We start from the raw sequence: 24175 nt of genomic DNA, 5'->3' as shown, positions 1-24175 counted from the left end.
TCACTCCTCCCCGCCGCGGTACAGATGGTCCCGCAGGAACGGCCGGACGGCCTCGGCCACCTGGTCGGGGTCCTCGTGCACCATGGCGTGGCGGGCGCCGTCCAGCTCCGCCATCCGGGCCCGGGGGACGAGCCCGGCCGCGCGCGACGCCCACGCCCGGGAGACGAAGGGATCGGCGGTGCCCCGCAGGACCAGCGTGGGAACCGTGATCCGGGGCAGTTTGTCCTCGATCGCGTCGGCGAGCAGATACCGGAACGTCCGGAAGGTGCCCGGTGGCCGGAGCAGCCCCGCGCGCAGGTGGTCCCCGGCCTGGATGCGGCGCAGGGCCCAGGTCTGGGTCCGGGTCTCCCGCACCCATCCGGCCAGCAGCCGCGTGGCCGACCGCATCCCGGGGGCGACGGTCGGGGAGGTGAGCACCAGGGCCCGGACCGCGTCCGGATGGCGTGCCGCGAGGTCGGCGGCGATCTGGCAGCCGAAGGAGTTGGCCAGCAGGGCCCCGCCCTCGGCGTCCGCGGCGCGCAGCCAGTCGCGCAGGCAGTCGGCCAGTCCGGGGACGGGCAGCGCGCGGCGGGGGCGTCCGCCGCGGCCGAAGCCGGGAAGGTCCGGCGCGTACACCCGGAACGGTCCGGCCAGCCGCTCGGCGGTGGGCACCAGGTACCGGCCGGACATCGCGAACCCGGGGACCAGTACGACCGCCGGAGCCCGCGGGGAGGCCGGGGAAGACGGCCAGACCCGGGCGAACATCCGCCGTCCGCCGCCACTGAGCCACAGGTGTCCGGGAGCGGTGCCGGTCACGGCCGTCCCCTCCCCCCGCTGCGGTGCCGGCCGGCTCCGGGTGTCGCCTCGTCCCGGGCCGCGGCCGGTGCCGCGCGGTCCCGTGCCCGGCCGCCTCGGGGGTTCGGTATTCGGCATGTTTCCGACGTTACTCAACAAATCGGGCATGGGGGGAGAGCAAAACGGGGTGCTCCGCGTGCGGTCCGCGCCGCTCAGGCCGCGGCGGGGGCCGCGGCCGGGGCGACGACATGCGACAGCGCCAGCCGCAGCGCGGTCTCGCAACGGCGGGGAAGCGCCTCGTCGGGGGCTCCGGGCGGCGCGGACAGCGCCTGCACCGCCCGGTCGCGCAGCTGCGCGATCAGGCTTCCCGGATCGGGCGGCGGCCCGGGCACCCCGTGGCAGCGGCAGCCGGTCAGCGAGGCGCGGACCAGCCGGTCCCGGCGGGCCGCGACCACCATCCAGTCCGCCGCGGCGGCCAGCGCCTCCTCGTCGGTGGTGCCCTCGCCGTGCCGCAGACGCTCCTCCAGGCCGTGCAGCAGGCCGCGCACGCACTGCTCCATCAGTGCCGCGCCGAGCCCGGCCTTGTCCCCGAACTCGTTGTACAGGGTCTGCCGGGAGACGCCGGCCGCGGCCGCCACATCGACCATTCGCACCCCCTGCCAGGGCCGTGCGTCCACGGCGGCCCGGGCGGCTTCCAGCAGGGACTCTCGCGCGGTGGGCATCGTCGCCTCCGTCGGCTCCGGAGCGGCACTGGCCTGGTGTGGCACAGAATTGACGGGGGTCACAGGGGTGTCAAGACGGCGTGCAGGCCCCTGCGGCCGTTCCCGGCCGCCGCTCGCGCCCCGCGGGCACCCCGTGGGGGCACGGGGGTCCCGGCCGGGCCGGTCCGGGCCCGGAGGACCCGTGGTTGCCGGAACCTGCGGCGGATACTGTGCGGGTATGCCCGACTATCACGATGATCTGCGCCTCGCCCATGTGCTGGCGGACGCCGCCGACGCCGCGACCATGGACCGGTTCCGGGCGCTCGACCTGAAGGTCGAGACCAAGCCGGACATGACCCCGGTGACGGAGGCGGACAAGGCCGCCGAGGAGCTGATCCGCACCTCCCTATCCCGGGCCCGGCCGCGGGACGCGGTGCTCGGCGAGGAGTACGGCAGCGAGGGCCGGGGCTCGCGCCGGTGGATCATCGACCCGATCGACGGCACCAAGAACTATGTGCGCGGCGTCCCGGTCTGGGCCACGCTGATCGCGCTGATGGAGCGCGGGCCGGGCGGCGACCGGCCGGTGGTCGGGGTGGTGTCCGCGCCCGCGCTGGGCCGCCGCTGGTGGGCGGCGGAGGGCCGGGGTGCGTACAGCGGGCGCAGCCTGTCCTCGGCCGCCCGGCTGCGGGTGTCCGGGGTCTCCCGGCTGGCCGACGCCTCGTTCGCCTACTCCTCCCTGGCCGGCTGGGAGGAGCGCGGCAGGCTGCCGGACTTCCTCCGGCTGTCCCGGGAGGTGTGGCGCACCCGGGCCTACGGCGACTTCTGGCCGTACATGATGGTGGCCGAGGGGTCGGTGGACATCTGCGCCGAGCCGCGGCTGTCCCTGTGGGACATGGCGGCCAACGCCGTCATCGTGCAGGAGGCCGGCGGCCGCTTCACCGGCCTGGACGGCCGGGACGGCGTCCACGGCGGCAATGCCGCCGCCTCCAACGGCCTGCTCCACTCCGAGCTGCTGCACCACCTGGGCGGCTGACGGGGTCGCCGCCGGGCGGCGGACGGCGAGGCGCCGCGGTGGCGCGGGGCGGGGCCCGGGCGCCCCGGAATCGTTACGGATGCCAGGTGCCGCACCCTTGTTGGCGGCGCCTGCACGTGTGAGCATGAGTATCCCCCCGCTTGTGACTTTGTGAATGCATTCTCCAGCCCCCCGGAGACCGCGTTCACCCAGGAGGTGGTCACCCCGTGCTGGTCCGCGACGCCATGAGCTCCATCGTTCTCACCATCGGCCCCGATCACACGCTGCGCCAGGCCGCGCGGCTGATGTCCGCCCGCAAGGTCGGCTCGGCCGTCGTGCACGACCCCGACACCGCCGGAATCGGCATCATCACGGAACGCGACATCCTGCGCTCGGTGGGCGCCGGCCAGGACCCGGACCGGGAACGGGCCGGCGCCCACACCACCACCGACGTGGTGTTCGCCGCCCCCACCTGGACCCTGGCCGACGCCGCCGCGGCGATGACCTCCGGCGGCTTCCGGCACCTCATCGTGCTGGACGACAAGGCTCCCGCCGGACCGGTGGGCATCGTCTCGGTGCGCGACATCATCAGCTGCTGGACCCCGGTGCTCAGCGCCGTGGGCTGACGCACGTCCCCGGACGCAACGGCCGGGCCCGGCCGGATCCGTGATCCGGATCCGGCCGGGCCCGGCCCGTGCTGGTCCCCGGCCGTCGGCGCCGCGCGGCAGCCGGCCGCCCGAGGGGCCGTACGGCAAGCGGCCTCAGCCGCGCAGGGCCTGGACCGCGGCCTCCAGCCGCTTGCCGTAGTCCTCGTCCGCCCGGCGGAAGTTGTCGATCGCCCGGTCGATGATGTCCTCCCTGGTGACCTGGGCGAGGGAACCGGCCAGGTTCTCGATCAGCCGGCCCTTCTCCTCCTCCGCCATGAGGCGGTAGAGCATGCCCGCCTGGACGAAGTCGTCGTCCTCGGCGTGCGCGGGGGCGGGGTGCGTCCCGGTCACCCCGCCGACCTCGGTGCCCGCCCACAGCGCCGCACCGGTCTGGAACGGCCCGCCGAAGCTGTTGGGCTCGTAGTTCCGGTCGCCGCCGTGCCGGCCGTCGTACATGAGCCCGTCCCGGCCGTGGCTGCGGGCCTCGGTGGCGTGCGGGCGGTTCACCGGGAGCTGGTCGGCGTTGATGCCGACCCGGTAGCGGTGGGCGTCGCCGTAGGCGAACAGCCGGCCCTGGAGCATCTTGTCGGGGGAGGGGCCGATGCCCGGCACCAGGTGGTGCGGGGAGAAGACCGACTGCTCCACCTCGGCGAAGATGTTCCGCGGATTGCGGTTCAGCTCCAGCTTCCCGATGGTGATCCGCGGGTAGTCCTCGTTCGGCCAGACCTTGGTCAGGTCGAAGGGGTTGAAGCGGTAACCGGCCGCCTCGGCGGCGGGCATGATCTGCACCTGGACCGTCCAGCTCGGGAACTCGCCGCGCTCGATGGACTCGCGCAGATCACGCTGGTGGCTGTCCGGGTCCCTGCCCGCCAGCTCGTCCGCCTCGGCCTGGGTCAGGCACTTGATGCCCTGGTCGGTCTTGAAGTGGTACTTGACCCAGAACGCCTCGCCGTCGGCGTTGGTCCACTGGAAGGTGTGCGAACCGAAGCCGTCCATGTGGCGGTAGCTGGCCGGGATGCCGCGGTCGCCGAACAGCCAGGTCACCTGGTGGGTGGACTCCGGGCTCAGGCTCCAGAAGTCCCAGACGTTGTCCGCCTCCTGGGAGCCGGTGTACGGGTCGCGCTTCTGGGTGTGGATGAAGTCGGGGAACTTCAGCGGGTCCTTGATGAAGAAGACCGGCGTGTTGTTGCCGACGAGGTCGTAGTTGCCCTCCTCGGTGTAGAACTTCAGTGCGAAGCCGCGCGGGTCGCGTACCGCGTCGGCCGCGCCGAGGCTGCCGGCGACGGTGGAGAAACGCAGGAAGACCTCGGTCTCCTTGCCGATCTCCGACAGGAACTTCGCCCGGGTGTACCCGGTCACATCGGCGGTGACGGTGAAAGTGCCGTAGGCGCCGGCGCCGCGCGCATGCACCACCCGCTCGGGAATGCGCTCGCGGTTGAAGTGGGCCAGCTTCTCGATCAGCAGCTGGTCCTGGATCAGGACCGGGCCGCCGGCGCCGGCGGTCTGGCTGTTCTGGTTGTCCGCGACCGGGGCACCGGCCTCCGTGGTGAGCGGTCCCGCCGCGATCTGGTCGGTCATCTTTCCTGTCACGCCCTTCGGGTCTTGGTACTGGTCGGCCGGTGCGTCCGCTCCGCTGCCGCCTGCGCGGACCCCGCCCCGAGCCGTACTCGATCCTATATTGGACTTTGTCCAAGTCAAGAAGATGCAGAAGACCGTACGGGATCGAGGTTTGCGTCACAGTGATCCGAACAAGGGCTCGGATAGGCTGGTGGTCATGAGTGACCTGCTGGAGCGACTCCGCGCCCGCGGCTGGCGGCTGACCGCGCAGCGGCGGGTCATCGCCGAGGTGCTGGCCGGTGAGCATGTGCACTACACGGCGGACGAGGTGCACGCCCTCGCCGTGCGCCGGCTGCCCGAGATCTCCCGGGCCTCGGTCTACAACACCCTGGGCGAGCTGGTCGCCCTCGGCGAGGTGAGGGAGGTCACCACCGACGGCCGGGCCAAGCGGTACGACCCCAATGTGGGGGAGTCGCACCAGCATCTGGTCTGTTCCGGCTGCGGCGCGATCCGGGACGTCCGGCTGAGCGGTGACCCGATGGCCGTGCTGCCGGAGGGCGAGCGCTACGGCTTCACCGTCTCCGAGGTGGCGGTCACCTACTACGGCCGCTGCCCGGACTGCGCCGCGGCGGGCTAGGGCACTCCGCCCGGGGTGCTCCGCCCGGGCGCAGCGATTTGGCGCAGTCCTGTGGGCGGGTTATCCTGGAGACACAACGACGCGGGGTGGAGCAGCTCGGTAGCTCGCTGGGCTCATAACCCAGAGGTCGCAGGTTCAAATCCTGTCCCCGCTACGGAAGGCAAGGGCCCGGATCCCACAGGGATCCGGGCCCTTGTGCTGTTTGTGACCGCGGAGTAGCCTCTCGCTGAGCAAGCGCTTAGACACGAGGGAGGCCCCCAGTGCGCCGTAAGGTGTTCAACGAGGACCATGAGGCGTTCCGGCAGATGTTCCGGGAGTTCGTCGCCACCGAGGTCGTGCCGGTGTACGACGAGTGGGAGGCCGCCGGCCGGGTGCCCCGCGAGTTCTACAAGAAGCTCGGCGAGCTGGGCATCTTCGGCATCGAGGTTCCCGAGGAGTACGGCGGCGCGGGCCAGAACTCCTACAAGTACCAGGCCGTCCTCACCGAGGAGCTCAGCCTGGCCGGCGTCACCTTCGGCGGCTCGTCCGTGCACGTCGGGCTGTGCCTGCCCTACCTGATGGCCTACTGCACCGAGGAGCAGAAGCAGCGCTGGCTGCCGCCCTTCGTCACCGGCGACATGATGTTCGCCATCGCCATGACCGAGCCGGGCACCGGCTCCGACCTGGCCGGCATGCAGACGACGGCGAAGCTCTCCGCGGACGGCACCCACTACGTGCTCAACGGCGCCAAGACCTTCATCACCGGCGGTGTGCAGGCGGACCGGGTGCTGGTCTGCGCCCGCACCTCCCCGCCCGACCCGGCCGACCGGCGCGGCGGCATCACCATCCTGGCCGTGGACACCTCCAGCGAGGGCTACTCGGTCGGCCGCAAGCTGGACAAGATGGGCCTGCTCGCCTCGGACACCGGGGAACTGTTCTTCTCCGACGTCAAGGTGCCGGTGGAGGACCGGCTCGGCGAGGAGGGCCGGGCCTTCGAGTACCTGACCCACAACCTGCCGCAGGAACGCCTCGGCATCGCCATGTACGCCTACGCCCAGGCGCTGGCCTCCCTCTCGTTCGCCCGCGACTACGTCAAGCAGCGGATCGTCTTCGGCAAGCCGGTGGCCGCCTTCCAGAACACCAAGTTCGTGCTGGCCGACTGCCAGGCCGAGGTGATGGCCATGCAGGCGCTGATCGACAAGGCGCTGGACGCGCACGACGAGAAGGACCTCTCCGCGGCCGACGCCGCCGCGGTCAAGCTGTTCTGCACCGAGCGCTCGGCCGTGGTCATCGACAAGTGCCTGCAGCTGCACGGGGGTTACGGCTACATGCGGGAGTACCCGATATCCCGGATGTACGTGGACAACCGGGTCACCCGCATCTACGGCGGCACCAGCGAGGTGATGCGCTCCATCGTCAGCAAGTCGATGGACCTGTGAGCGGATCGGCGGGCGGGCCCGCGAGCCGGACCTGTCGGCCCCGGACCCGGGGCCATCGGGTAGAACTTGTTCTATGAACGAGACCCTGCACTACCTGCTCGATCTGCTCGACCTGGAGCGGATCGAGCGGGACATCTTCCGGGGCGACAGCCACCCGTCGGTGATCCCCCGGGTGTTCGGCGGACAGGTGGCCGCGCAGGCGCTGGTGGCCGCCTGCCGCACCGTCCCCGAGGACCGGCCGCCGCACTCGCTGCACTCGTACTTCCTCCGCCCCGGCGACCCGGGCGCACCCATCGTCTACACCGTGGACCGCATCCGGGACGGGCGCTCGTTCACCACCCGGCGGGTGGTGGCGGTCCAGCACGGACAGCCGATCTTCCACCTCTCGGCGTCCTTCCAGGCGCCCGAGGAAGGGCTGGAGCACCAGGAGCCGATGCCCCCGGCCCCCGATCCGGAGACCCTGCCGCGCGCCGAGGAGGTGCTGCCCAAGTACCAGCACCTGTTCTTCCACGAGGACGTGGCGCGACTGCTGCTGGAGGCCCGGCGCGCCATCGACCTGCGGTATGTGGCGGAGCCGCCGTTCGCCACCAAGGGGGAGCCGCGCGAGCCCCGCTCGCAGGTGTGGTTCCGGACCAACGGGCAGGTCACGGGCGTGCACGACAACCCGGCCGTGCACATCTGCCTGGCCACCTATGTCTCGGACATGACGCTGCTGGACTCGGTGCTGCTGGCCCACGGCCGCGGCGGCTGGACCACCGGCGACGTGGTGGGCGCCAGCCTGGACCACGCCATGTGGTTCCACCGCCCGCTGCGCGCGGACGAGTGGCTGCTCTACGACACCGAGTCGCCGACCTCCCAGAACGGCCGCGGCCTGGCCCGGGGCCGGATCTTCACCCGGGACGGCAGGCTCGCGGTCTCGGTCATCCAGGAGGGCGTGGTCCGCGTTCCCCGCCGGGGCTGAGCCGGCGCTCAGCCCCGGGCGGGCAGCCCGGCGGCGGCCAGCAGATAGGCGGTCATGGGCTCGTAGAACCGCGCGTTGATCACGTGGTCGTCCAGGGGAACGCAGACCGCGAGCGTGCCCTCGGCCTCGGCCAGGAAGAGCGCCGGGTCGTTGGAGTCCGCATAGCCGACGGTGGCGATGCCGCGCTGCGCCGCGCAGCCGGCCCAGCCGTGATCGGCGATCACCAGGTCCGGCGGCTCCTCGCCCTCCTGCGGCAGCGCGTCCAGGATCGCCGCCATCGGCGCGGGCGAGTGGGTGTGCCACAGGCTGGCGCCGCGCTCGTAGACCGCCACCCCCGCCATCTGGGTGACCACGCCCTCGTCGGCGGTCAGCCCCAGCGGCACGCGCACCAGCTCGCAGCCGGCCGCCCGCAGGGCCGCCGCGGTCTGCGCGTGCACATCCAGCAGCCCGCCCGGGTGGCCGGTGGCCACCAGCACCCGCTGCCGGTCGTCGGCCGCCTTGCGCAGCATCACCGCGACCCGGTCCAGCGCGGCCACGGTCAGCTCCGGGTCGATGGTGTCCTGGCCGGACCGGTGCGCCGGGTCGTCGTCCACTCCGCAGCGCTCGCTCATCACGGCCAGCACGTCCTGCTCGTCCGCCCACCGCTCGCCCAGCTCCAGGCCGAACCAGTAGTAGCGGTTGCCGTTGGCCAGCTCGCGGTAGTGCGCCAGATTGTTCTCCCGCGGTGTCGCGACATCCCCCGCGATCCGGGTCCTCACCAGGTGGTCGATGAGGCCGGCTCGGGTCGGTGTGGCGCTCTCCGGATCGTCCATGCCGTTCATTGTGGCTGCCGGGTACGGGCGATACTACGCGGAGTCCAAAACGTGACCCGGTGCCGTGCGGAATGGCCGAATCCGCTGCGTCGCAGGTCACCGCTACCCTCGGGAGGCATGAGCACGCACCGTGAGCCGTCCCGTGCGGAGACCCCGCGCGGTCCCGTCGACTCCTCCCGTTTCCCCCGCTACGCCGGGCCGGCGACCTTCGCCCGGCTGCCCCGGCTGGACGAGGTCGGCACCGCCGATGTCGCGGTCCTCGGGGTCCCCTTCGACAGCGGGGTGTCCTACCGGCCGGGCGCCCGCTTCGGGGGAAACGCCATCCGCGAGGCGTCCCGGCTGCTGCGCCCCTACAACCCGGCGCAGGACGCCTCTCCCTTCGCCCTCGCCCAGGTGGCCGACGCGGGGGACGTCGGCGCCAACCCCTTCGACATCGGCGAGGCCGTGGACACCGTGGAGGCCGCGGCCGGTGAGCTGCTGGACACCGGCGCCCGGCTGATGACGCTGGGCGGCGACCACACCATCGCGCTGCCGCTGCTGCGCGCGGTGGCCCGGCGGCACGGCCCGGTGGCGCTGCTGCACTTCGACGCCCACCTGGACACCTGGGACACCTACTTCGGCGCCGAGTACACCCACGGCACACCGTTCCGGCGGGCCGTGGAGGAGGGCGTCCTCGACACCTCCGCCCTCTCCCACGTCGGCATCCGCGGTCCGCTCTACGGCCGGAAGGACCTGGACGACGACGCGAAGATGGGCTTCGGCATCGTCACCGCCGCCGATGTGATGCGCCGCGGGGTGGACGAGATCGCCCAGCAGCTCCGGGAGCGGATCGGCGACCGCCCGCTGTACGTGTCCGTCGACATCGACGTGCTGGACCCGGCGCACGCCCCGGGCACCGGCACCCCGGAGGCCGGCGGGCTGACCTCCCGGGAACTGCTGGAGATCCTGCGCGGGCTGGCGGGCTGCCGGCTGGTCTCCGCGGACGTGGTGGAGGTCGCCCCGCCCTACGACCATGCCGAGATCACCGCGGTGGCCGCCTCGCACACCGCCTATGAGCTGACCACCCTGATGTCCCGGCAGATCGCGGCCGGGCGCACGCCCCGGACCGCGGCCGGGCCCACCGCGGCAGGCACGGGGGGCACGGGCGGCACGCAGGGCAGGCAGCGCACGTAGGCACCCGGGGCACGGCCGGGAGCGGCGGCGGGAGCACGTCCGCCGCCCGGATCCGCCCGGCCGGGCCGCGCCGTGGCCCGCGGGTGCCCGTTCTCCGCCCCGGTGACCGAAAAAAGTCGTGTCCAAAGGGTTGAGCGACCGCTTGGTTGGGGTGTTTCCTTCCCATACCTTCCGGTCGGTCTGGGACGCGGCCGTCCGGAATCCGGCATTTTGAGAGGGCGGCGCAGTGGTGGGCTGGATACGAACGGGTCTGCGGCGTGGCCGCGCGGTGCGGGGGGCTGCGCTGGTGGGAGCACTGGCCGGGACGGCCGTGCTCGGCGGAGCGGGCTGCGGCCCCGTCGCCGACAGCGGACCGGTGACCCTGGAACTGCTCGCCGCCGACTACGGCGAGCGCACCGCGGTACCCATCAGGGAGTACTGGGACGACCTGACCGGGCGTTTCCACGAGGCCAACCCGGACGTCTCCGTGGAGGTCGAGCTGGTGCCCTGGGAGGAACTGGACGCCACCCTGGCGGAGCGGGTGGAGCAGGGCCGCCCCCCGGACATCTCCCAGGCCACCTTCTACGCCGACTACGCCACCGAAGGCCTGCTCTACCAGGCCAAGGAGATGCTGCCGCTGCCGGTGCAGTCGGACTTCGTCACCACCCTGGCGCACGCCGGCGAGGTGGACTTCCAGCAGTTCGGCATGCCCTTCATCACCAGCACCCCGCGGCTGTTCTACAACACCGCGCTGTTCGACGCGGCCGGCATCGAGGAGCCGCCGGCGTCCTGGGAGGAGCTGGCCGACGCCGCCCGGGCCCTGAAGGACTCCGGGGTCACCACGCCGTACGCCCTCCAGTTCGGACCGGACTCCATCCACGAGGAGGCCATGGTCTGGATGCTGGCCGCGGGCGGCGGCTACACCAACCTCTCCGGCGGCTACATCCTGGACGACGAGGACAACGCCAAGGCCCTGGAGTGGCTCCGGGACAGCCTGGTGGCCCCCGGCCTGGCCGGCCCCGACCCGAGGCTCAACCGGGGAGACGCCTACGCCGGTTTCATGACCGGCGAGGTCGGCATGCTGATGGTGCACCCGGCGCTGCTGCCCGCCCTGAAGGCCCACCAGATCCCCTTCGCCCACGCCGACTTCCCGGCCATGCGGGGCGGCGCCGCCGTGCCCGCCGGGCACTCCGACTGGCTGCTCGGCTTCAAGGAGCACGGCCACGCCGAGGAGATCGGCCGCTTCCTCACCTTCCTCTACGACGCGGAGAACGTGGCCCGCGCCAACGCCCAGAACGGCTCGGTGCCGGCCACCGAATCGGCCGGCCAGATGCTGCGCGCGAGCGATGAGTTCGAGCAGCTGTGGGACTTCATCGACCAGATGCCGGGCGCGCAGCTCCAGCCCGTCAACAAGAGCACCTGGCTGCCGCTGCGCGGCGAGATCCAGCAGCGGCTGGCCACGGCGATCGAGCCGGACAGCGATGTGGAGGCCGTGCTCCGCGAACTCCAGACCACCGCCGGCACCCTGGAGAAGGCCGGCACCTCCGAAGCCTCCTAGACCCTGCTCCACGCAGCGCCCCCCGGGCCGGCTCCATGGGGCCGGCTCCATGGGCCTGCCCCCGGAGCGGCCGCCGGAACCGGCTCCATGGGCCGGCCCCGGCGGGTGCCGGCTCAGCCGCCCCGGCGGGGCCGGCGGGGCGGGCGGGGCGGTTCCGGCGGGGTCAGGGCCCGGAAGAGCGCGAGCCACTGGGCGGGCGTGACATGTCCGACCGGCGCGCCCGGGTCGAGCTCCGCGGCCCGGAAGGCCGCCCGCACCCGGCCCGCCGGGCGCCCCCGGGACAGCGTGGCCCGCAACGAGCCGCCGACCCCGCCGAAGCCCTCGGCCACCAGCGACCGGTAGCCCGGCAGCGCGGTCGGCGGCAGCAGCGGCACCCGCCGCCGCTCCAGCCGCAGCACCGCCGCATCGGTGCGCGGCACGGGGGCGAACGCCTCGCGCCCCACCCGGGGGCCGAGCCGCCAGCGGATCTCCGGCCAGGTCTGCACCGTGCGCAGCGTCCAGCGGCCGTAGCCGCCGGTCCGTTTGCGCGCGTACTCCCGCTGGGTCAGCAGGGTGGCCGAGGTCAGCGACCGCGCGGCCAGGCACCAGCGGACGATCTCCGAGGTGCGGGCGTAGGGGATGTTGCCCACCACCGCGAACGGCTCGGCGGGCGGCGCGGCGGCCAGGAAGTCGCGGCCGAGCACCCGGACGGCCGGATCGTCGCCCAGCCGCCGGGTGAGGCGGCGGGCCAGAGCGGGGTCGATCTCGTAGGCGAGCACCCGGCCGGTGCGGCCCGCGCCGCCGCCGGGGCGCGCCCGTACCCGGCGGGCGAGGGGGCGGGTCAGCGCGCCCTCGCCCGCACCCGGCTCGACCACCAGGTCACCGGGCCGGACGCCGGAGCAGCGCACGATCAGCCGGACGGCATCGCCGTCGGTCAGGAAGTTCTGGGACAGACGCGCACGACGGCGCGCTTCGGGGCGTACCACGGGAAGGTCCTCTGCGGCGAGGACGGACCGCACGGGCAATCGGCCCTCCGGCGGCCCGTCCGGATGAACGGGGCAGCCGAGGGCCCTGGTACGCGGGCAGGAGATCCGGGCGTGGCGGGGCGCGTCAGACGGCGGCGGCCTGCGGCCGGTCCTGCCGGACCAGGGCCGTGCGCCGGATGCGCGGGCGGGCGGTGCGGAGCGGGCTCCACAGGCCGGTGCGCCGCGCACCGACGGGCCCGCTCTTGATGAATCCCATGGTGAAACCTCCACCCGGCACGCTAGGGAGGGCCGGCCCCCGGCGCAACACCATTACTCCTCGACGACCCCGCGATTGCTCCCCGGTTGTTCCACGACCGGGGACCCCGGAATGAATGCGCCAGTGATCGCGTTGGCGTTTCCGGCGGACGGACCGAGCCGGCGAAGGAGCGGGGCGTGACGGACAGCGGCAGCGCGCGGGAGACCGGGAGCGGGAACGCGGAAGCAGAAGCGGACGCGGACGCGAGCGCGCGGAAGGCGGCGGAGCCGGGCTGGATCCGCCGGCTGGCCGGCTACTGCTGGGCCTACCGCCGCAATGTCCTGGTCTCCCTGGGCTCCGCGCTGGCCGGCATGGGCGTGATGGCCCTGATGCCGCTGATCACCAAGGTCATCATCGACGAGGTCATCATCGGCGGCCAGGACGGTCTGGCGCTGTGGATCGGCCTGCTGATCGCCGCCGCCGTGGTCGTCTACCTGCTCACCTATCTGCGCCGCTACTACGGGGGCCGGCTGGGCCTGGACGTCCAGCACGATCTGCGCACCGAAATGTACCGCACCCTGGTCCGGCTGGACGGCCGCCGCCAGGACGAGCTCTCCACCGGCCAGGTCGTCGGCCGCTCCACCAGCGATCTGCAGCTCGTCCAGGGCCTGCTGTTCATGATGCCGATGACCATCGGCAACTTCATGCTCTTCGCGGTCTCCCTGGTGGTGATGCTGGCGCTCTCCCCGCTGCTCACCCTGATCGCGCTGGCCGTGGCCCCGGCCCTGTGGTTCATCGCCCGGCGCAGCCGGGTCCGCCTCTTCCCCGCCACCTGGTACGCCCAGGGACAGTCCGGGGCCGTGGCCGGTGTGGTGGACGGGGCCATCACCGGCGTCCGGGTGGTCAAGGGCTTCGGCCAGGAGGAGCAGGAGACCGGGAAACTGCGGTCCGCCTCCCGCGCCCTGTTCGCCGCCCGGATGCGCACCGTCCGGCTGAACGCCCGCTACACCCCCGCGCTCCAGGCCATGCCCGCGCTCGGCCAGGTCGGCATGCTGGCGCTCGGCGGCTGGATGGCCACCCGCGGCGAGATCACGCTCGGCACCTTCGTCGCCTTCTCCACCTATCTGGCCATGCTGGTCGGGCCGGTGCGGATGCTGACCGTCATCCTCACCATGGGCCAGCAGGCGCGGGCCGGTGTGGAGCGGGTGCTGGAGCTGATCGACACCCGTCCGCAGATCACCGAACGGCCGGACGCGCGCGAGCTGCCCGCGGACGCCCCGGCCGAGATCGAACTGGACCGGGTCACCTTCGGCTACCGGGACCAGACCGTGCTGCGCGAGGTGTCGCTGCGGGTGCCGCCCGGCGAGACCCTGGCCGTGGTGGGCACCTCCGGCAGCGGCAAGACGACCCTGGCCCAGCTGCTGCCCCGGTTCTACGACCCGGACTCCGGCGCGGTCCGGATCGGCGGCCACGACCTGCGGGAGCTGACCTTCGACTCGCTGCGGGCCGCCATCGGCCTGGTCCCGGAGAACGCCTTCCTGTTCTCCGGCACCATCCGCGCCAACCTCTCCTACGGCGCGCCGGACGCCACCGAGGAGCAGATCCGGGCCGCCGCCCGGGCGGCCCAGGCCGACGGCTTCATCCAGGCCCTGCCGGACGGCTACGACACCGTCATCGGGGAGCAGGGCCTGACCCTCTCCGGCGGGCAGCGGCAGCGCATGGCGCTGGCCCGGGCGATCGTCACCGACCCCCGGCTGCTGGTGCTGGACGACGCCACCTCGGCGGTGGACGCCCGGGTGGAGCACGAGATCCACGAGGCGCTGCGCGGCGTCATGGCCGGGCGCACCACGGTGCTGATCGCCCACCGCCGCTCCACCCTGCTGCTGGCCGACCGGATCGCCGTGATGGACGGCGGACGGCTGGTGGACGCCGGTACCGACGCCGAGCTCCGGGAGCGCTGCGAGCTGTACCGGCGGCTGCTGGCCGACCCGGAGGAACTCGCCGACATCGAGCGCGACCCGGCCGGCCGGGCCCGCCCCGCCACAGCCGCCTCGGCCGCCGCCTCGGCCGCCGAACGCGCGGCCGGGGACGGCCGGGGCGCGGTGACCGGCGGCATCACCCCGGCCCTGTGGCCGGGCCGCGACACCTCCGGCACCACCACCGGCGCCGCCGCCTCCGTCTCCGGGGACGGGACTCCGGCCGCCGCCTCCGCCTCCGCGCCCGGACCGCCGGGTTTCGCCGCCGCCATGGCCTCGGCCGCCGCCACCGACGAACTGCTCGCCCAGGTCGCCGCCCTGCCCCCGGCCGAGGACACCCCGGACGTGGACGAGGAACGGGCCGCCCGGCCCGAGGAGTCCTACGGGCTGCGCCGCCTGCTGCGCGGCCTCGGCCTCCCCCTGCTGTTCGCCCTGCTCCTGGTCGCCGCCGACGCGGTGTTCTCCCTCCTGCTCCCCGTGCTGATCCGGCACGGCATCGACGAGGGCGTCACCCAGGCGGCGCTGGGCGCGGTCTGGGCCGCCGCCGGCCTGGCGCTGCTCGTCGTCCTCGCCCAGTGGGCGGCCCAGTTCGGCTCCATCCGCGCCGTCGGCCGCACCGGCGAACGCGCCCTGTACGCGCTGCGCGTCAAGATCTTCGCCCAGCTCCAGCGGCTCGGCCTGGACTACTACGAGCGCGAGCTGACCGGGCGGATCATGACCCGGATGACCACCGATGTCGACGCGCTGACCACCTTCCTCCAGACCGGCCTGGTGCAGGCGCTGGTCGCGGTCCTCACCTTCTTCGGCATCCTGGTGGTGCTGGTGGCCATCGACGCCGCGCTGGCCATGGTGGTCCTCGCCGCCCTCGTCCCGCTGGCCATCGGCACGGTCTTCTTCCGCCGCGCCAGCGTCCGCGCCTACGAGCTGGCCCGGGAGCGGGTCAGCGGGGTCAACGCCGACCTCCAGGAGTCGGTGGCCGGGCTCCGGGTCCTGCAGGCGTTCCGCCGCGAGGACAGCGCCTGCCGCCGCTACCGCGCGGGTTCCGACTCCTACCGCCGGGCCCGGGTGCGCGGCCAGTGGCTGATCTCCGTCTACTTCCCGTTCGTCCAGCTGCTCGCCACCCTGGCCACCGCCGGGGTGCTGGTGATCGGTGCCGGGCGGATCGGCAACGGCACCCTCACCGCCGGCGCCCTGGTCGCGTACCTGCTCTACATCGAGCTGTTCTTCGCCCCGGTGCAGCAGCTCTCCCAGGTCTTCGACGGCTACCAGCAGGCCGTGGTCTCCCTGGGCCGCATCCAGGAGCTGCTGCGGGAGCCGACCACCACGCCGCCGCCGGACCGCCCGCGCCCGGTCCCCGCCCGGCTGCGCGGCGACCTCACCTTCGACCGGGTGCACTTCCGCTACCGCACCGCCGAGGGCCCCGGCGGGGAAGCCCTGTCCGGCATCAGCCTGCACATCCCGGCGGGCCAGACCGTCGCCTTCGTCGGCGAGACCGGCGCCGGGAAGTCCACGCTGGTCAAGCTCGCGGCCCGCTTCTACGACCCCACCTCCGGTGCGGTCCGGGCGGACGGCATCGACCTGCGCGAGCTCGACCTCACCGGGTACCGCCGCCGCCTCGGCGTCGTCCCCCAGGAGCCGTATCTCTTCGCCGGCACGGTCCGGGACGCCATCGCCTACGGCCGCCGGGACGCCACCGACGCCGAGGTCGAGGCCGCGGCGCGGGCGGTCGGCGCGCACGACATGATCGCCACCCTCTCCGACGGCTACCTGCACGAGGTCGCCGAGCGCGGACGCAATCTCTCCGCCGGGCAGCGCCAGCTCATCGCGCTGGCCCGGGCGCAGCTCGTGGACCCGGACATCCTGCTGCTCGACGAGGCCACCGCGGCTCTCGACCTGGCCACCGAGTCCCTGGTCAACGAGGCCGCCGACCGCCTGGCGGGCCGCCGCACCACCCTGGTGGTGGCCCACCGCCTCACCACGGCGGCCCGTGCCGACCGGGTGGTCGTCCTGGACCGCGGCCGGGTCGTCCAGGACGGCACCCACGAGGAGCTGCTGGCCACCCCGGGCCGCTACGCCACCCTGTGGGACACCTACACCACCGCCCCGATCCCCGCCTCGGCCTGACGCCCCGCGCCAGGGCGGCCCTCGGGCGGGCATCGGGCGGGGATCGGGGCGATCAGCGGGGATCAGCGGCGTCGCCGGGGACGACGAGACCGGATTCGTAGGCGGCGATGACGGCCTGGGTGCGGTCGCGCAGGCCCAGCTTGGTGAGGATGCGGCTGACGTGGGTCTTGACGGTCTCCTCGCTGACATGGAGGCGCCCGGTGGCGCTCACCGTGGCGGCGGGCGCGGCGGTGACCGGCTCGCTCACCACCGGGGAGTGCCCGGTGCCCGCCGAGTGCGGCGAGGACACCGTCAGGACCAGCCTGACCGGTGTCTGGCTGGGGCAGGGCGCGGTCATCGTGCTGGCGGTGCTGGCGGTCGGCGGCGAGTACGGCAGCGGCACCATCCGGGCCGCACTCGCCGCCGGGCCCCGGCGGCTGCGGCTGCTGGCCGCCAAGGCGCTGGCGGTGTGCGCGCTGACCCTGGCGGCGGCCGTACCGGCGGTGGCGGGTGCGCTGCTGGCCGGGCGGTGGCTGCTGGCCTCCGGCGGCTTCCCGCTGCCCGGCCTCACCGACGGGCCGGTGCTGCGCGCCGCCGCGGGCAGTGTGCTGTATCTGCTGCTCACCGCGCTGCTGGCGCTGGGCGCGGGCGCGGCGCTGCGCGACACGGCGACCGCGGTCACCGCGGTGCTGGCGGTGTTCTCTCTGCTGCCGCTGCTGGCCGGGATGGTCTCCGACCCGCAGTGGCAGGAACGGGAGCTGCGGGCGGCCCCGGCCACGCCGGGCTGGCGGTCCAGGCCACCACCGGACTGGACCGGCTGCCGATCGCGCCCTGGCCGGGCCTGGGCGTGCTGGCCCTGTGGAGCGCCGCCGCCCTGACCGCCGGCGCGGTCGTGCTCCGCACCCGCCCCGGGCAGTGGACCTGGTGATCGCTGCAGCACGGGCGCCCGGCGGTGCCGCCCGCGGTCATCCGCGCACCAGCTCCGCCAGGCAGGCGTCCACGGTCTGGAGCTCCCCGGGTGCGGGGACCGGGCTCCGGCCGTCCCACCAGTGGACGGCCGCGATCTCCTCGGTGGGCACGAAACCGGCCGACTCCTCGGCGTCGCCGGTGAAGACCGCGCCGTGCAGGGTGCGGCGCTCGGGCAGCCGGGTGCGGGCGAAGCCCTCGAAGCGCAGCGCGCCGGCGGCGATGTCGTGGCCGGCCTCTTCGCGCAGCTCGCGCACGGCCGCCTCGCGGGGCGACTCGCCGGGCTCGATGCCGCCGCCGGGCAGCTCCCAGCAGGCCCGGCCGCGCTCGTGCACCAGCAGCAGCCGGCCCCGCCGGTCCCGGAGCACGACCAGCACGTAGGTCACCGGGAAGCGGGTGAAGACGGGGGCGGTGAACGCGGAGTCCTCCGGCAGCCGCAGGAAGTCCAGCAGCTGCATGCCGCGCGGCCCGGTGGCCAGCGGGGCCGCGTCGGCTGCGGCGCCGGCTGCGGCGCGGGCTGCGGAGTCCTCGGGGCCGGGTGAGGCGGCATCGTCCATGGCCGCAGCCTACGGGAGCGGCGGCCGTGCGCCGTCCGGCACGGCGGCACGGAGCGGACCGCGGCCCTTCGGCCCCCCGGGTCGGCCGCCCGGGTCGGCCGCCCGGGTCAGCCGCGCGAGCGGCCGGGCGGCGGAGCCGTGGAGGCACGGACCATCAGTTCCGAACGGATGGTGGCGATGCCGCCCGCCGGCGGCGACTCCAGTCCGAGCGCCAGCCGGCCCGCCCGCGCCCCCGCGTCGTGCAGCGGAATGCGCACCGTGGTCAGCGCGGGCGCCGCGTCCGCCGCGAAGGGCAGGTCGTCGAAGCCGGTGACCGAGACGTCCTCCGGGATGCGCAGCCCCTGGTCGCGCAGGGCCGCGCACACGCCAAGCGCCGCGGTGTCGTTGGCGGCCAGGATGGCGGTGACCTCCGGGTCGCGGCGCAGCAGCTCCAGCGCGCCGTCGTAGCCGGAGGCCCGGTCGTAGCCGCCGTGCAGGATCAGCCGGGCGGCGTCCTCGGAGCCCGCGCCCGCCCCGGCCTCGGCCAGTGCGGCCCGGTGGCCCTCCAGCCGGTGCCGGGTGGTGGTGCGGTCGGCCGGGCCCGCCAGATAGCCCATCCGGCGGTGGCCCAGCGACAGCAGGTGCTCGGTGAGGGTGCGGGCACCGCCGCGGTTGTCGAAGGTGACCGCGATCGGCTGTCCGGCCTCGGCGTCCGCGCCGCGGCTGCGGTCCGGGCCGCTGCCGGCGCCCTGGGCGGCGCCCTCGGTCTCCGGTGCGGGCAGCGGGGGCCGTCCGCACAGCACCACCCGGGCGCCCGCCCGTTCCAGCCGGCGCAGCCGGACCGCCAGGGCCGCGCTGTGCGCCGGGGACTCGATGGCACCGCCGGTGAGCACCACGGCGGCGGCCCGCTGCCGCTGGAGCAGGGTGAGGTAGGTGAGTTCGCGCTCCGGCACCCCGCCGGTGTTGCACACCACGGCGAGCTTCTGACCGGCCGTGCCCTCGCCGCCGCCCGCGCCGGTCACCGGGGAGATCTCGTTCTGGATGGCGCTGGCCATGATCCCGAAGAACGGGTCGGCGATGTCGTTGACGAGCACCCCGATCAGGTCGGAGCGGGCCGCGGCGAGTGAGCTGGCCGGCCCGTTCACCACGTACTCCAGCTCCTCCACCGCGCGCATCACGCGGCTGCGGGTGGTCCTGGCCACCGGGTAGTTGCCGTTCAGCACGCGGGAGACGGTCGCCGCGGAGACCCCCGCTCGGGCGGCCACGTCGGCCAGCGTCACTGCCATGCGAATCCTCCGGTCCGGTGCGGTGGGGTGCCGCGGTAGCGGTACGGGTGGTGCTTTCCGGCCACCGCCCGGGGTGGTGCCGGGCGCGCCGTGGTGCGGTGCGTGACGATGATCTCCGCTTACCGGGTGCCCCGGAAGTGTTCCGGATGCTTCGGGGCTTGTCCTCGCCACTGTGGGCAGGTTAGCGTCTGTTCTGGTAGAAAGCGCTTACTACGCGCTGCGCTCAGCAGGTCGCACGAGGAAAGGACTCCCTCCATGAGTCAGACGGCCGCCGGCCGAAGGACCGTCCGGATCGCCATGAACGGCGTGACCGGGCGCATGGGTTACCGCCAGCACCTGGTCCGCTCCATCCTGGCGATCCGTGAGCAGGGCGGCATCGACGCCGGGGACGGCACGGTCATCTGGCCCGAGCCGGTTCTCGTCGGCCGCCGCGCATACGCGCTGAAGGCGCTTGCCGAACGGCACGGTCTGGACCCCGACGCCGTCTCCACCGACCTGGACGCGGTACTCGCCGACGACTCGGTCGCCGTCTACTTCGACGCCCAGGTCACCCTGGCCCGCGAGGAGGCCATCCGGAAGGCCGTCGCCGCCGGGAAGCACATCTACACCGAGAAGCCCACCGCCACCGGCCTGGCCGGGGCCCTGGAGCTGGCCCGGCTGGCCCGCGCCGCGGGCATCAAGCACGGCGTGGTGCAGGACAAGCTGTTCCTGCCGGGCCTGCTCAAGCTCAAGCGGCTGATCGACGGCGGCTTCTTCGGCCGCATCCTCTCCGTGCGCGGCGAGTTCGGCTACTGGGTCTTCGAGGGCGACTGGCAGCCCGCGCAGCGGCCGTCCTGGAACTACCGCAGCGAGGACGGCGGCGGCATCGTGGTGGACATGTTCCCGCACTGGGAGTACCTGCTGCACGAGCTGTTCGGGCGGGTCACCGCCGTCCAGGCGCTGACCGCCACCCACATCCCGCAGCGCTGGGACGAGCAGGGCAAGCCCTACGAGGCCACCGCGGACGACGCCGCCTACGGCATCTTCCAGCTCGACGGCGGTGCCGTGGCGCAGATCAACTCCTCCTGGTCGGTCCGGGTGAACCGGGACGAGCTCGTGGAGTTCCAGGTGGACGGCACCGAGGGCTCGGCCGTCGCCGGGCTGCGCAACTGCCGGGTGCAGCACCGCTCGGCCACCCCCAAGCCGGTGTGGAACCCGGACATCCCGGCCACCGAGCGGTTCCGCGACCAGTGGCAGGAGGTGCCGGACAACGCCGAGTTCGACAACGGCTTCAAGGCACAGTGGGAGCTGTTCCTGCGCCATGTGGAGCTGGACGAGCCGTACACCTGGGACCTGCTGGCGGGCGCGCGCGGCGTGCAGCTGGCCGAGCTGGGCCTGAAGTCGGCGGCCGAGGGGCGCCGCCTGGACGTTCCGGAGCTGGCCCTGTGACGGCGGCGGCGACCCCCGGCACTCCCGGCGTCCTCCACCTCCCCGGCGAGGACGGCACGCTCCGGCCGTACCGGCCGCGCCCGGCAGCCGCCCCCGGCGCGGGCACCGGCGCGGTCTCCGGCGCCGCGGCGCCGGAGACCGGTGCGCCGCTGGTCTCCCGCATCGTCTTCTCCGCCGCCCATGTGGTGGCCGACCCGTTCGCCGACACCACCCCGGACGGCCCGGCCGCCGTGGACTGGGACGCCACCCTGGCCTTCCGCCGTCACCTGTGGGCGCACGGCCTGGGCGTGGCCGAGGCCATGGACACCGCGCAGCGCGGCATGGGCCTGGACTGGGCGGGCGCGGCCGAACTGATCCGCCGCTCGGCCGCCGAGGCCCGGGCCACCGGCGGCCGGATCGCCTGCGGGGTGGGCACCGACCAGCTCGCTCCGGCCGGCGCCGGCCTGGACCGGGTGCGGCACGCCTACCAGGAGCAGCTCGAGGTGGTGGAGACGGCAGGTGCCCAGGCCATCGTGATGGCCTCGCGCGCGCTGTGCGCCGCCGCCCGTGGCCCGGAGGACTACCACGAGCTGTACGGCGGGCTGCTGCGCCAGGCGGCCGAGCCGGTGATCCTGCACTGGCTCGGCCCGATGTTCGACCCGGCGCTGGCCGGCTACTGGGGCAGCGAGGATCTCGACCGGGCCACGGAAACGTTTCTCGGCATCATCGCCGACCACCCCGACAAGGTGGACGGGGTGAAGATCTCGCTGCTGGACGCCCAGCGGGAGATCGACCTGCGCCGCCGCCTGCCGCGCGGGGTGCGCTGCTACACCGGCGACGACTTCCACTACCCGGAGCTGATCGCCGGGGACGAGCAGGGCTTCAGCCACGCCCTGCTGGGCATCTTCGACCCGCTGGGGCCGCTGGCCGCGCAGGCGGTGCGGGTGCTGGACACCGGTGACGTCAAGGGCTTCCGGGAGATCCTGGACCCGACGGTGGAGCTGTCCCGCCACCTGTTCCGGGCACCGACCCGCTTCTACAAGACGGGCGTGGTCTTCCTCGCCTGGCTGGCCGGGCACCAGTCGCACTTCACGATGGTGGGCGGGCTGCAGTCGGCACGCTCGCTGCCGCACCTGGTCCGCGCCTACCGGCTGGCCGACGGCCTGGGCCTGTTCCCGGACCCGGAGCTGGCCGCCCACCGCATGACCCAGCTCCTCGCCGTCCACGGAGTCACCCAGCCATGACCGGCACCGGCACAGACACCGCGAGCGCGCTCGCGCGCTTCTCCATCAACCAGATGACCGTCAGGCAGCTTGCGCTGCCCGAGCTGGTCAAGGGCTGCACCGGGCTGGGCATTCCCTCGGTGGGCCTGTGGCGAGAGCCGGTGCAGGAGTACGGGGTGGCCGCCGCCGCCCGGCTGGCCCGGGACGCCGGGCTGGCCGTCACCTCGCTCTGCCGGGGCGGCTTCCTCACCGCCGTGGACCCGGGCGAGCGGAGCCGCGCCCTGGACGACAACCGGGCCGCCGTCGACGAGGCGGCCGCCCTCGGCACCGGCACCCTGGTGCTGGTCTCCGGCGGCCTGCCGCCGGGCAGCGGCGACCTGGCCGGGGCCCGGGAGCGGGTGGCCGACGCGCTGGCCGAGCTGGCGCCGTACGCCGCCGAGCGCAACGTCCGGCTGGCCATCGAGCCGCTGCACCCGATGTACGCCTCGGACCGGTGCGTGGTCTCCACCCTGGACCAGGCGCTGGAGCTGGCCGGACGGTTCCCGGCGGAGCAGGTGGGCGTGGTGGTCGACACCTACCACCTGTGGTGGGACGACCGGGTGGCGGAGGGGATCGCCCGGGCCGGTGCCGAGGGCCGCATCCACTCCTTCCAGCTCGCCGACTGGGTCACGCCGCTGCCGGAGGGCGTGCTGGTGGGGCGGGGCCAGATCGGCGACGGCTGCGTGGACATGCGCTGGTTCCGGGAGCGGGTGGACGCCGCCACGGCCGCCGCGGGCCCGCCGCTGCCCATCGAGGTGGAGCTGTTCAACGAGGGGCTGTGGGCCCGCGACGGCCTGGAGGTGCTCCGCGAGACCGCGGAGCGCTTCGTGCGGCACACCTTCTGAGCCGTCCCGTCCCGCCCGTCCCGTCCCCCCGCGGCGCCCGCCGCCGCGGCGGCCCGCAGACCGGGCCGGTCCGGGTCCGTTCCCGCATCGCGCCGCCGGGAACCCCCGGACCGGCCCCGTTCCCTCCCGCGCTCTCGGTGCCCCGCGCGTGCGCCCCCTGCGCCCCTGCGGCGCGCAGGGCCATCGCGGCGTGTCGAAGAAAATACCGGTCGCTGTGCAACCTCCGGGGGATGACGGATGTCTCACTGTGCACGGGGAGCAGGAGGGGATCGAAGGGCCTGGCAGGGGGCCGGGCCCTTCGGGTTGTCCGGGGCCGGTGCCGCGGACGCGGGGAGCGGGGCCGGGCGGGCCTCCCGGGTTTCCACAGCCGTGCCGGGGTGTCGGCGGCTGCCGTTAACGTCGAGTCATGTCGCGTCCCGCCCGTCAGTCCAGTGCCGCATCCGGTTCCCCGCAGCAGCCCGGTGCCCCGCGCCGGGCCGTGGTGGAAGGTGTCCTGGAGCGGATCACCTATGCCAACGAGGAGAACGGCTACACCGTCGCCCGGGTGGACACCGGCCGCGGCGGCGGCGAGCTGCTGACCGTAGTGGGGGCGCTGCTCGGCGCCCAGGTGGGGGAGTCGCTGCGGATGGAGGGCCGCTGGGGCTCGCATCCGCAGTACGGCCGCCAGTTCATGGTGGAGAACTACACCACCGTGCTGCCCGCCACCGTGCAGGGCATCCAGCGCTATCTGGGATCGGGCCTGATCAAGGGCATCGGGCCGAAGACCGCCGAGCGGATCGTGGAGCACTTCGGCACCGAGACCCTGGAGGTCATCGAGGCCGATGCGAAGCGGCTGATCGCCGTGCCCGGTCTGGGGCCCAAGCGCACGGCGCTGATCGCCGCCGCCTGGGAGGAGCAGAAGGCCATCAAGGAGGTGATGGTCTTCCTGCAGAGCGTGGAGGTCTCCACCTCCATCGCGGTGCGGATCTACAAGCAGTACGGCGATGCCTCCATCTCCGTGGTGAAGAACCAGCCCTACCGGCTGGCGGCCGATGTGTGGGGCATCGGATTCCTGACCGCGGACCGGATCGCCCGCGCCGTGGGCATCCCGCAGGACAGCCCGGAGCGGGTCAAGGCGGGCCTGCAGTACGCGCTGTCCCAGTCCACCGAGCAGGGGCACTGCTTCCTTCCGGAGGAGCGGCTGATCGCCGATGCGGTCAAGCTGCTCCAGGTGGACACCGGGCTGGTGATCGACTGTCTCGCCGAGCTGGCCGAGGAGCCCGAGGGCGTGGTGCGCGAGCGTGTCCCGGAACGCGCCGAGCGCCCCGCGGGGGGCCGGGAGGGCGGTGCCGGGGCGCCGCCGCTGCCCGGGCCGCGCGGCGAGGC

21 protein-coding genes, 1 tRNA gene and 1 pseudogene are annotated in these 24175 nt (G+C 74.0%); 14 read left to right on the top strand and 9 right to left on the bottom strand.

Annotated elements, in window-relative coordinates; translation table 11 throughout:
* Together GQS09_RS12515 and GQS09_RS12510 are read right to left on the bottom strand one after the other, a co-directional pair.
* Positions 1–795, bottom strand: a complete 795-nt coding sequence (locus GQS09_RS12515) for an alpha/beta fold hydrolase (protein ID WP_165986111.1) — start codon at positions 793–795, stop codon at positions 1–3.
* 191 nt (positions 796–986) lie between these two features.
* Positions 987–1496 (bottom strand): TetR/AcrR family transcriptional regulator, encoded by a 510-nt coding sequence (locus GQS09_RS12510; RefSeq protein ID WP_165986110.1) that lies wholly within the window; start codon positions 1494–1496, stop codon positions 987–989.
* 217 nt (positions 1497–1713) lie between these two features.
* Here GQS09_RS12510 and hisN point away from each other — a divergent pair, with 217 nt between their 5' ends.
* Positions 1714–2508, top strand: a complete 795-nt coding sequence (hisN, locus tag GQS09_RS12505; RefSeq protein ID WP_165986109.1) for a histidinol-phosphatase — start codon at positions 1714–1716, stop codon at positions 2506–2508.
* Between the two features lie 206 nt (positions 2509–2714).
* Complete coding sequence (locus GQS09_RS12500) at positions 2715–3113, top strand: cyclic nucleotide-binding/CBS domain-containing protein (RefSeq protein WP_165986108.1); 399 nt, start codon at positions 2715–2717, stop codon at positions 3111–3113.
* 135 nt (positions 3114–3248) lie between these two features.
* Here the strand turns inward: GQS09_RS12500 and GQS09_RS12495 are convergent, their stop codons facing one another.
* Positions 3249–4700: a catalase gene (locus tag GQS09_RS12495; RefSeq protein ID WP_165986119.1), complete on the bottom strand. Its 1452-nt coding sequence runs from the start codon at positions 4698–4700 to the stop codon at positions 3249–3251.
* A gap of 208 nt (positions 4701–4908) precedes the next feature.
* Here GQS09_RS12495 and GQS09_RS12490 point away from each other — a divergent pair, with 208 nt between their 5' ends.
* From GQS09_RS12490 to tesB, 4 genes are all read left to right on the top strand, one after another.
* Positions 4909–5328, top strand: coding sequence for a Fur family transcriptional regulator (locus GQS09_RS12490; protein WP_165986107.1), 420 nt, complete (start codon positions 4909–4911; stop codon positions 5326–5328).
* Between the two features lie 80 nt (positions 5329–5408).
* A tRNA-Met gene (locus GQS09_RS12485) sits at positions 5409–5482 on the top strand.
* 106 nt (positions 5483–5588) lie between these two features.
* Positions 5589–6746 (top strand): acyl-CoA dehydrogenase family protein, encoded by a 1158-nt coding sequence (locus GQS09_RS12480; protein ID WP_165986106.1) that lies wholly within the window; start codon positions 5589–5591, stop codon positions 6744–6746.
* A gap of 73 nt (positions 6747–6819) precedes the next feature.
* Positions 6820–7707, top strand: a complete 888-nt coding sequence (gene tesB, locus GQS09_RS12475; protein ID WP_165986105.1) for an acyl-CoA thioesterase II — start codon at positions 6820–6822, stop codon at positions 7705–7707.
* 8 nt (positions 7708–7715) lie between these two features.
* Here the strand turns inward: tesB and GQS09_RS12470 are convergent, their stop codons facing one another.
* A complete protein-coding gene (locus GQS09_RS12470) occupies positions 7716–8519 on the bottom strand; it encodes a phosphatase (RefSeq protein WP_399552496.1) in 804 nt (267 codons plus the stop codon).
* Between the two features lie 117 nt (positions 8520–8636).
* On the opposite strand from GQS09_RS12470, the gene speB reads away from it, so the two are divergent.
* Both speB and GQS09_RS12460 read left to right on the top strand, forming a co-directional pair.
* A complete protein-coding gene (gene speB / locus GQS09_RS12465) occupies positions 8637–9692 on the top strand; it encodes an agmatinase (protein ID WP_243761348.1) in 1056 nt (351 codons plus the stop codon).
* A gap of 286 nt (positions 9693–9978) precedes the next feature.
* On the top strand, positions 9979–11229 hold the full coding sequence (locus GQS09_RS12460) for an extracellular solute-binding protein (RefSeq protein WP_165986103.1): 1251 nt from the start codon (positions 9979–9981) through the stop codon (positions 11227–11229).
* A 113-nt stretch (positions 11230–11342) separates the two neighbouring features.
* On the opposite strand, the gene erm is transcribed toward GQS09_RS12460, so the two are convergent.
* The gene (gene erm / locus GQS09_RS12455) at positions 11343–12194 is read right to left on the bottom strand and encodes an ErmE/ErmH/ErmO/ErmR family 23S rRNA (adenine(2058)-N(6))-methyltransferase (protein WP_165986102.1); all 852 of its coding nucleotides are present in this window, start codon (positions 12192–12194) and stop codon (positions 11343–11345) included.
* 124 nt (positions 12195–12318) lie between these two features.
* Complete coding sequence (locus tag GQS09_RS30350; protein WP_279577727.1) at positions 12319–12450, bottom strand: hypothetical protein; 132 nt, start codon at positions 12448–12450, stop codon at positions 12319–12321.
* 275 nt (positions 12451–12725) lie between these two features.
* Here GQS09_RS30350 and GQS09_RS12450 point away from each other — a divergent pair, with 275 nt between their 5' ends.
* Entirely contained in the window at positions 12726–16529 is a 3804-nt protein-coding gene (locus tag GQS09_RS12450) for an ABC transporter ATP-binding protein (RefSeq protein WP_313896111.1), read from the top strand.
* A gap of 52 nt (positions 16530–16581) precedes the next feature.
* On the opposite strand, the pseudogene GQS09_RS12445 reads toward GQS09_RS12450, so the two are convergent.
* Positions 16582–16725: pseudogene (locus GQS09_RS12445) on the bottom strand (response regulator transcription factor); the annotation flags it as partial.
* A 4-nt stretch (positions 16726–16729) separates the two neighbouring features.
* Here GQS09_RS12445 and GQS09_RS12440 point away from each other — a divergent pair.
* Positions 16730–17386, top strand: coding sequence for an ABC transporter permease subunit (locus GQS09_RS12440; protein ID WP_165986095.1), 657 nt, complete (start codon positions 16730–16732; stop codon positions 17384–17386).
* An 87-nt stretch (positions 17387–17473) separates the two neighbouring features.
* On the opposite strand, the gene GQS09_RS12435 is transcribed toward GQS09_RS12440, so the two are convergent.
* Both GQS09_RS12435 and GQS09_RS12430 read right to left on the bottom strand, forming a co-directional pair.
* A complete protein-coding gene (locus GQS09_RS12435; protein ID WP_165986100.1) occupies positions 17474–18031 on the bottom strand; it encodes an NUDIX hydrolase in 558 nt (185 codons plus the stop codon).
* A 107-nt stretch (positions 18032–18138) separates the two neighbouring features.
* A complete protein-coding gene (locus tag GQS09_RS12430; RefSeq protein ID WP_165986099.1) occupies positions 18139–19296 on the bottom strand; it encodes a LacI family DNA-binding transcriptional regulator in 1158 nt (385 codons plus the stop codon).
* Between the two features lie 255 nt (positions 19297–19551).
* On the opposite strand from GQS09_RS12430, the gene GQS09_RS12425 reads away from it, so the two are divergent.
* The 4 genes from GQS09_RS12425 to GQS09_RS12410 form a co-directional block, all read left to right on the top strand.
* Positions 19552–20724 (top strand): Gfo/Idh/MocA family protein, encoded by a 1173-nt coding sequence (locus tag GQS09_RS12425; RefSeq protein ID WP_165986098.1) that lies wholly within the window; start codon positions 19552–19554, stop codon positions 20722–20724.
* Positions 20721–21947: a dihydrodipicolinate synthase family protein gene (locus GQS09_RS12420; protein ID WP_165986097.1), complete on the top strand. Its 1227-nt coding sequence runs from the start codon at positions 20721–20723 to the stop codon at positions 21945–21947. The genes GQS09_RS12425 and GQS09_RS12420 overlap by 4 nt, the downstream gene beginning before the upstream one ends.
* Complete coding sequence (locus tag GQS09_RS12415) at positions 21944–22810, top strand: sugar phosphate isomerase/epimerase (protein WP_165986096.1); 867 nt, start codon at positions 21944–21946, stop codon at positions 22808–22810. Before GQS09_RS12420 ends, GQS09_RS12415 begins: the two co-directional genes overlap by 4 nt.
* Positions 22811–23216: 406 nt before the next feature.
* The coding region (locus GQS09_RS12410; RefSeq protein ID WP_243761346.1) for a helix-hairpin-helix domain-containing protein at positions 23217–24175 on the top strand (959 nt) is incomplete at its 3' end.

The sequence above is a fragment of the Streptomyces sp. YIM 98790 genome (genome assembly GCF_011421595.1).
GTDB lineage: Bacteria > Actinomycetota > Actinomycetes > Streptomycetales > Streptomycetaceae > Streptomyces.
Note: the sequence above shows the minus strand (reverse complement) of the source record. Positions and strands in the feature narration are given on the sequence as shown.

Excerpts from the sequence above, each read along its gene's own strand:
- GQS09_RS12510 (WP_165986110.1), bottom strand. The coding sequence starts at position 1,496 with ATGCCCACCGCGCGAGAGTCCCTGCTGGAAGCCGCCCGGGCCGCCGTG.
- hisN (WP_165986109.1), top strand. The coding sequence starts at position 1,714 with ATGCCCGACTATCACGATGATCTGCGCCTCGCCCATGTGCTGGCGGAC.
- GQS09_RS12490 (WP_165986107.1), top strand. The coding sequence starts at position 4,909 with ATGAGTGACCTGCTGGAGCGACTCCGCGCCCGCGGCTGGCGGCTGACC.
- tesB (WP_165986105.1), top strand. The coding sequence starts at position 6,820 with ATGAACGAGACCCTGCACTACCTGCTCGATCTGCTCGACCTGGAGCGG.
- GQS09_RS12470 (WP_399552496.1), bottom strand. The coding sequence starts at position 8,519 with ATGGACGATCCGGAGAGCGCCACACCGACCCGAGCCGGCCTCATCGAC.
- speB (WP_243761348.1), top strand. The coding sequence starts at position 8,637 with ATGAGCACGCACCGTGAGCCGTCCCGTGCGGAGACCCCGCGCGGTCCC.
- GQS09_RS30350 (WP_279577727.1), bottom strand. The coding sequence starts at position 12,450 with ATGGGATTCATCAAGAGCGGGCCCGTCGGTGCGCGGCGCACCGGCCTG.
- GQS09_RS12435 (WP_165986100.1), bottom strand. The coding sequence starts at position 18,031 with ATGGACGATGCCGCCTCACCCGGCCCCGAGGACTCCGCAGCCCGCGCC.
- GQS09_RS12430 (WP_165986099.1), bottom strand. The coding sequence starts at position 19,296 with ATGGCAGTGACGCTGGCCGACGTGGCCGCCCGAGCGGGGGTCTCCGCG.
- GQS09_RS12425 (WP_165986098.1), top strand. The coding sequence starts at position 19,552 with ATGAGTCAGACGGCCGCCGGCCGAAGGACCGTCCGGATCGCCATGAAC.
- GQS09_RS12415 (WP_165986096.1), top strand. The coding sequence starts at position 21,944 with ATGACCGGCACCGGCACAGACACCGCGAGCGCGCTCGCGCGCTTCTCC.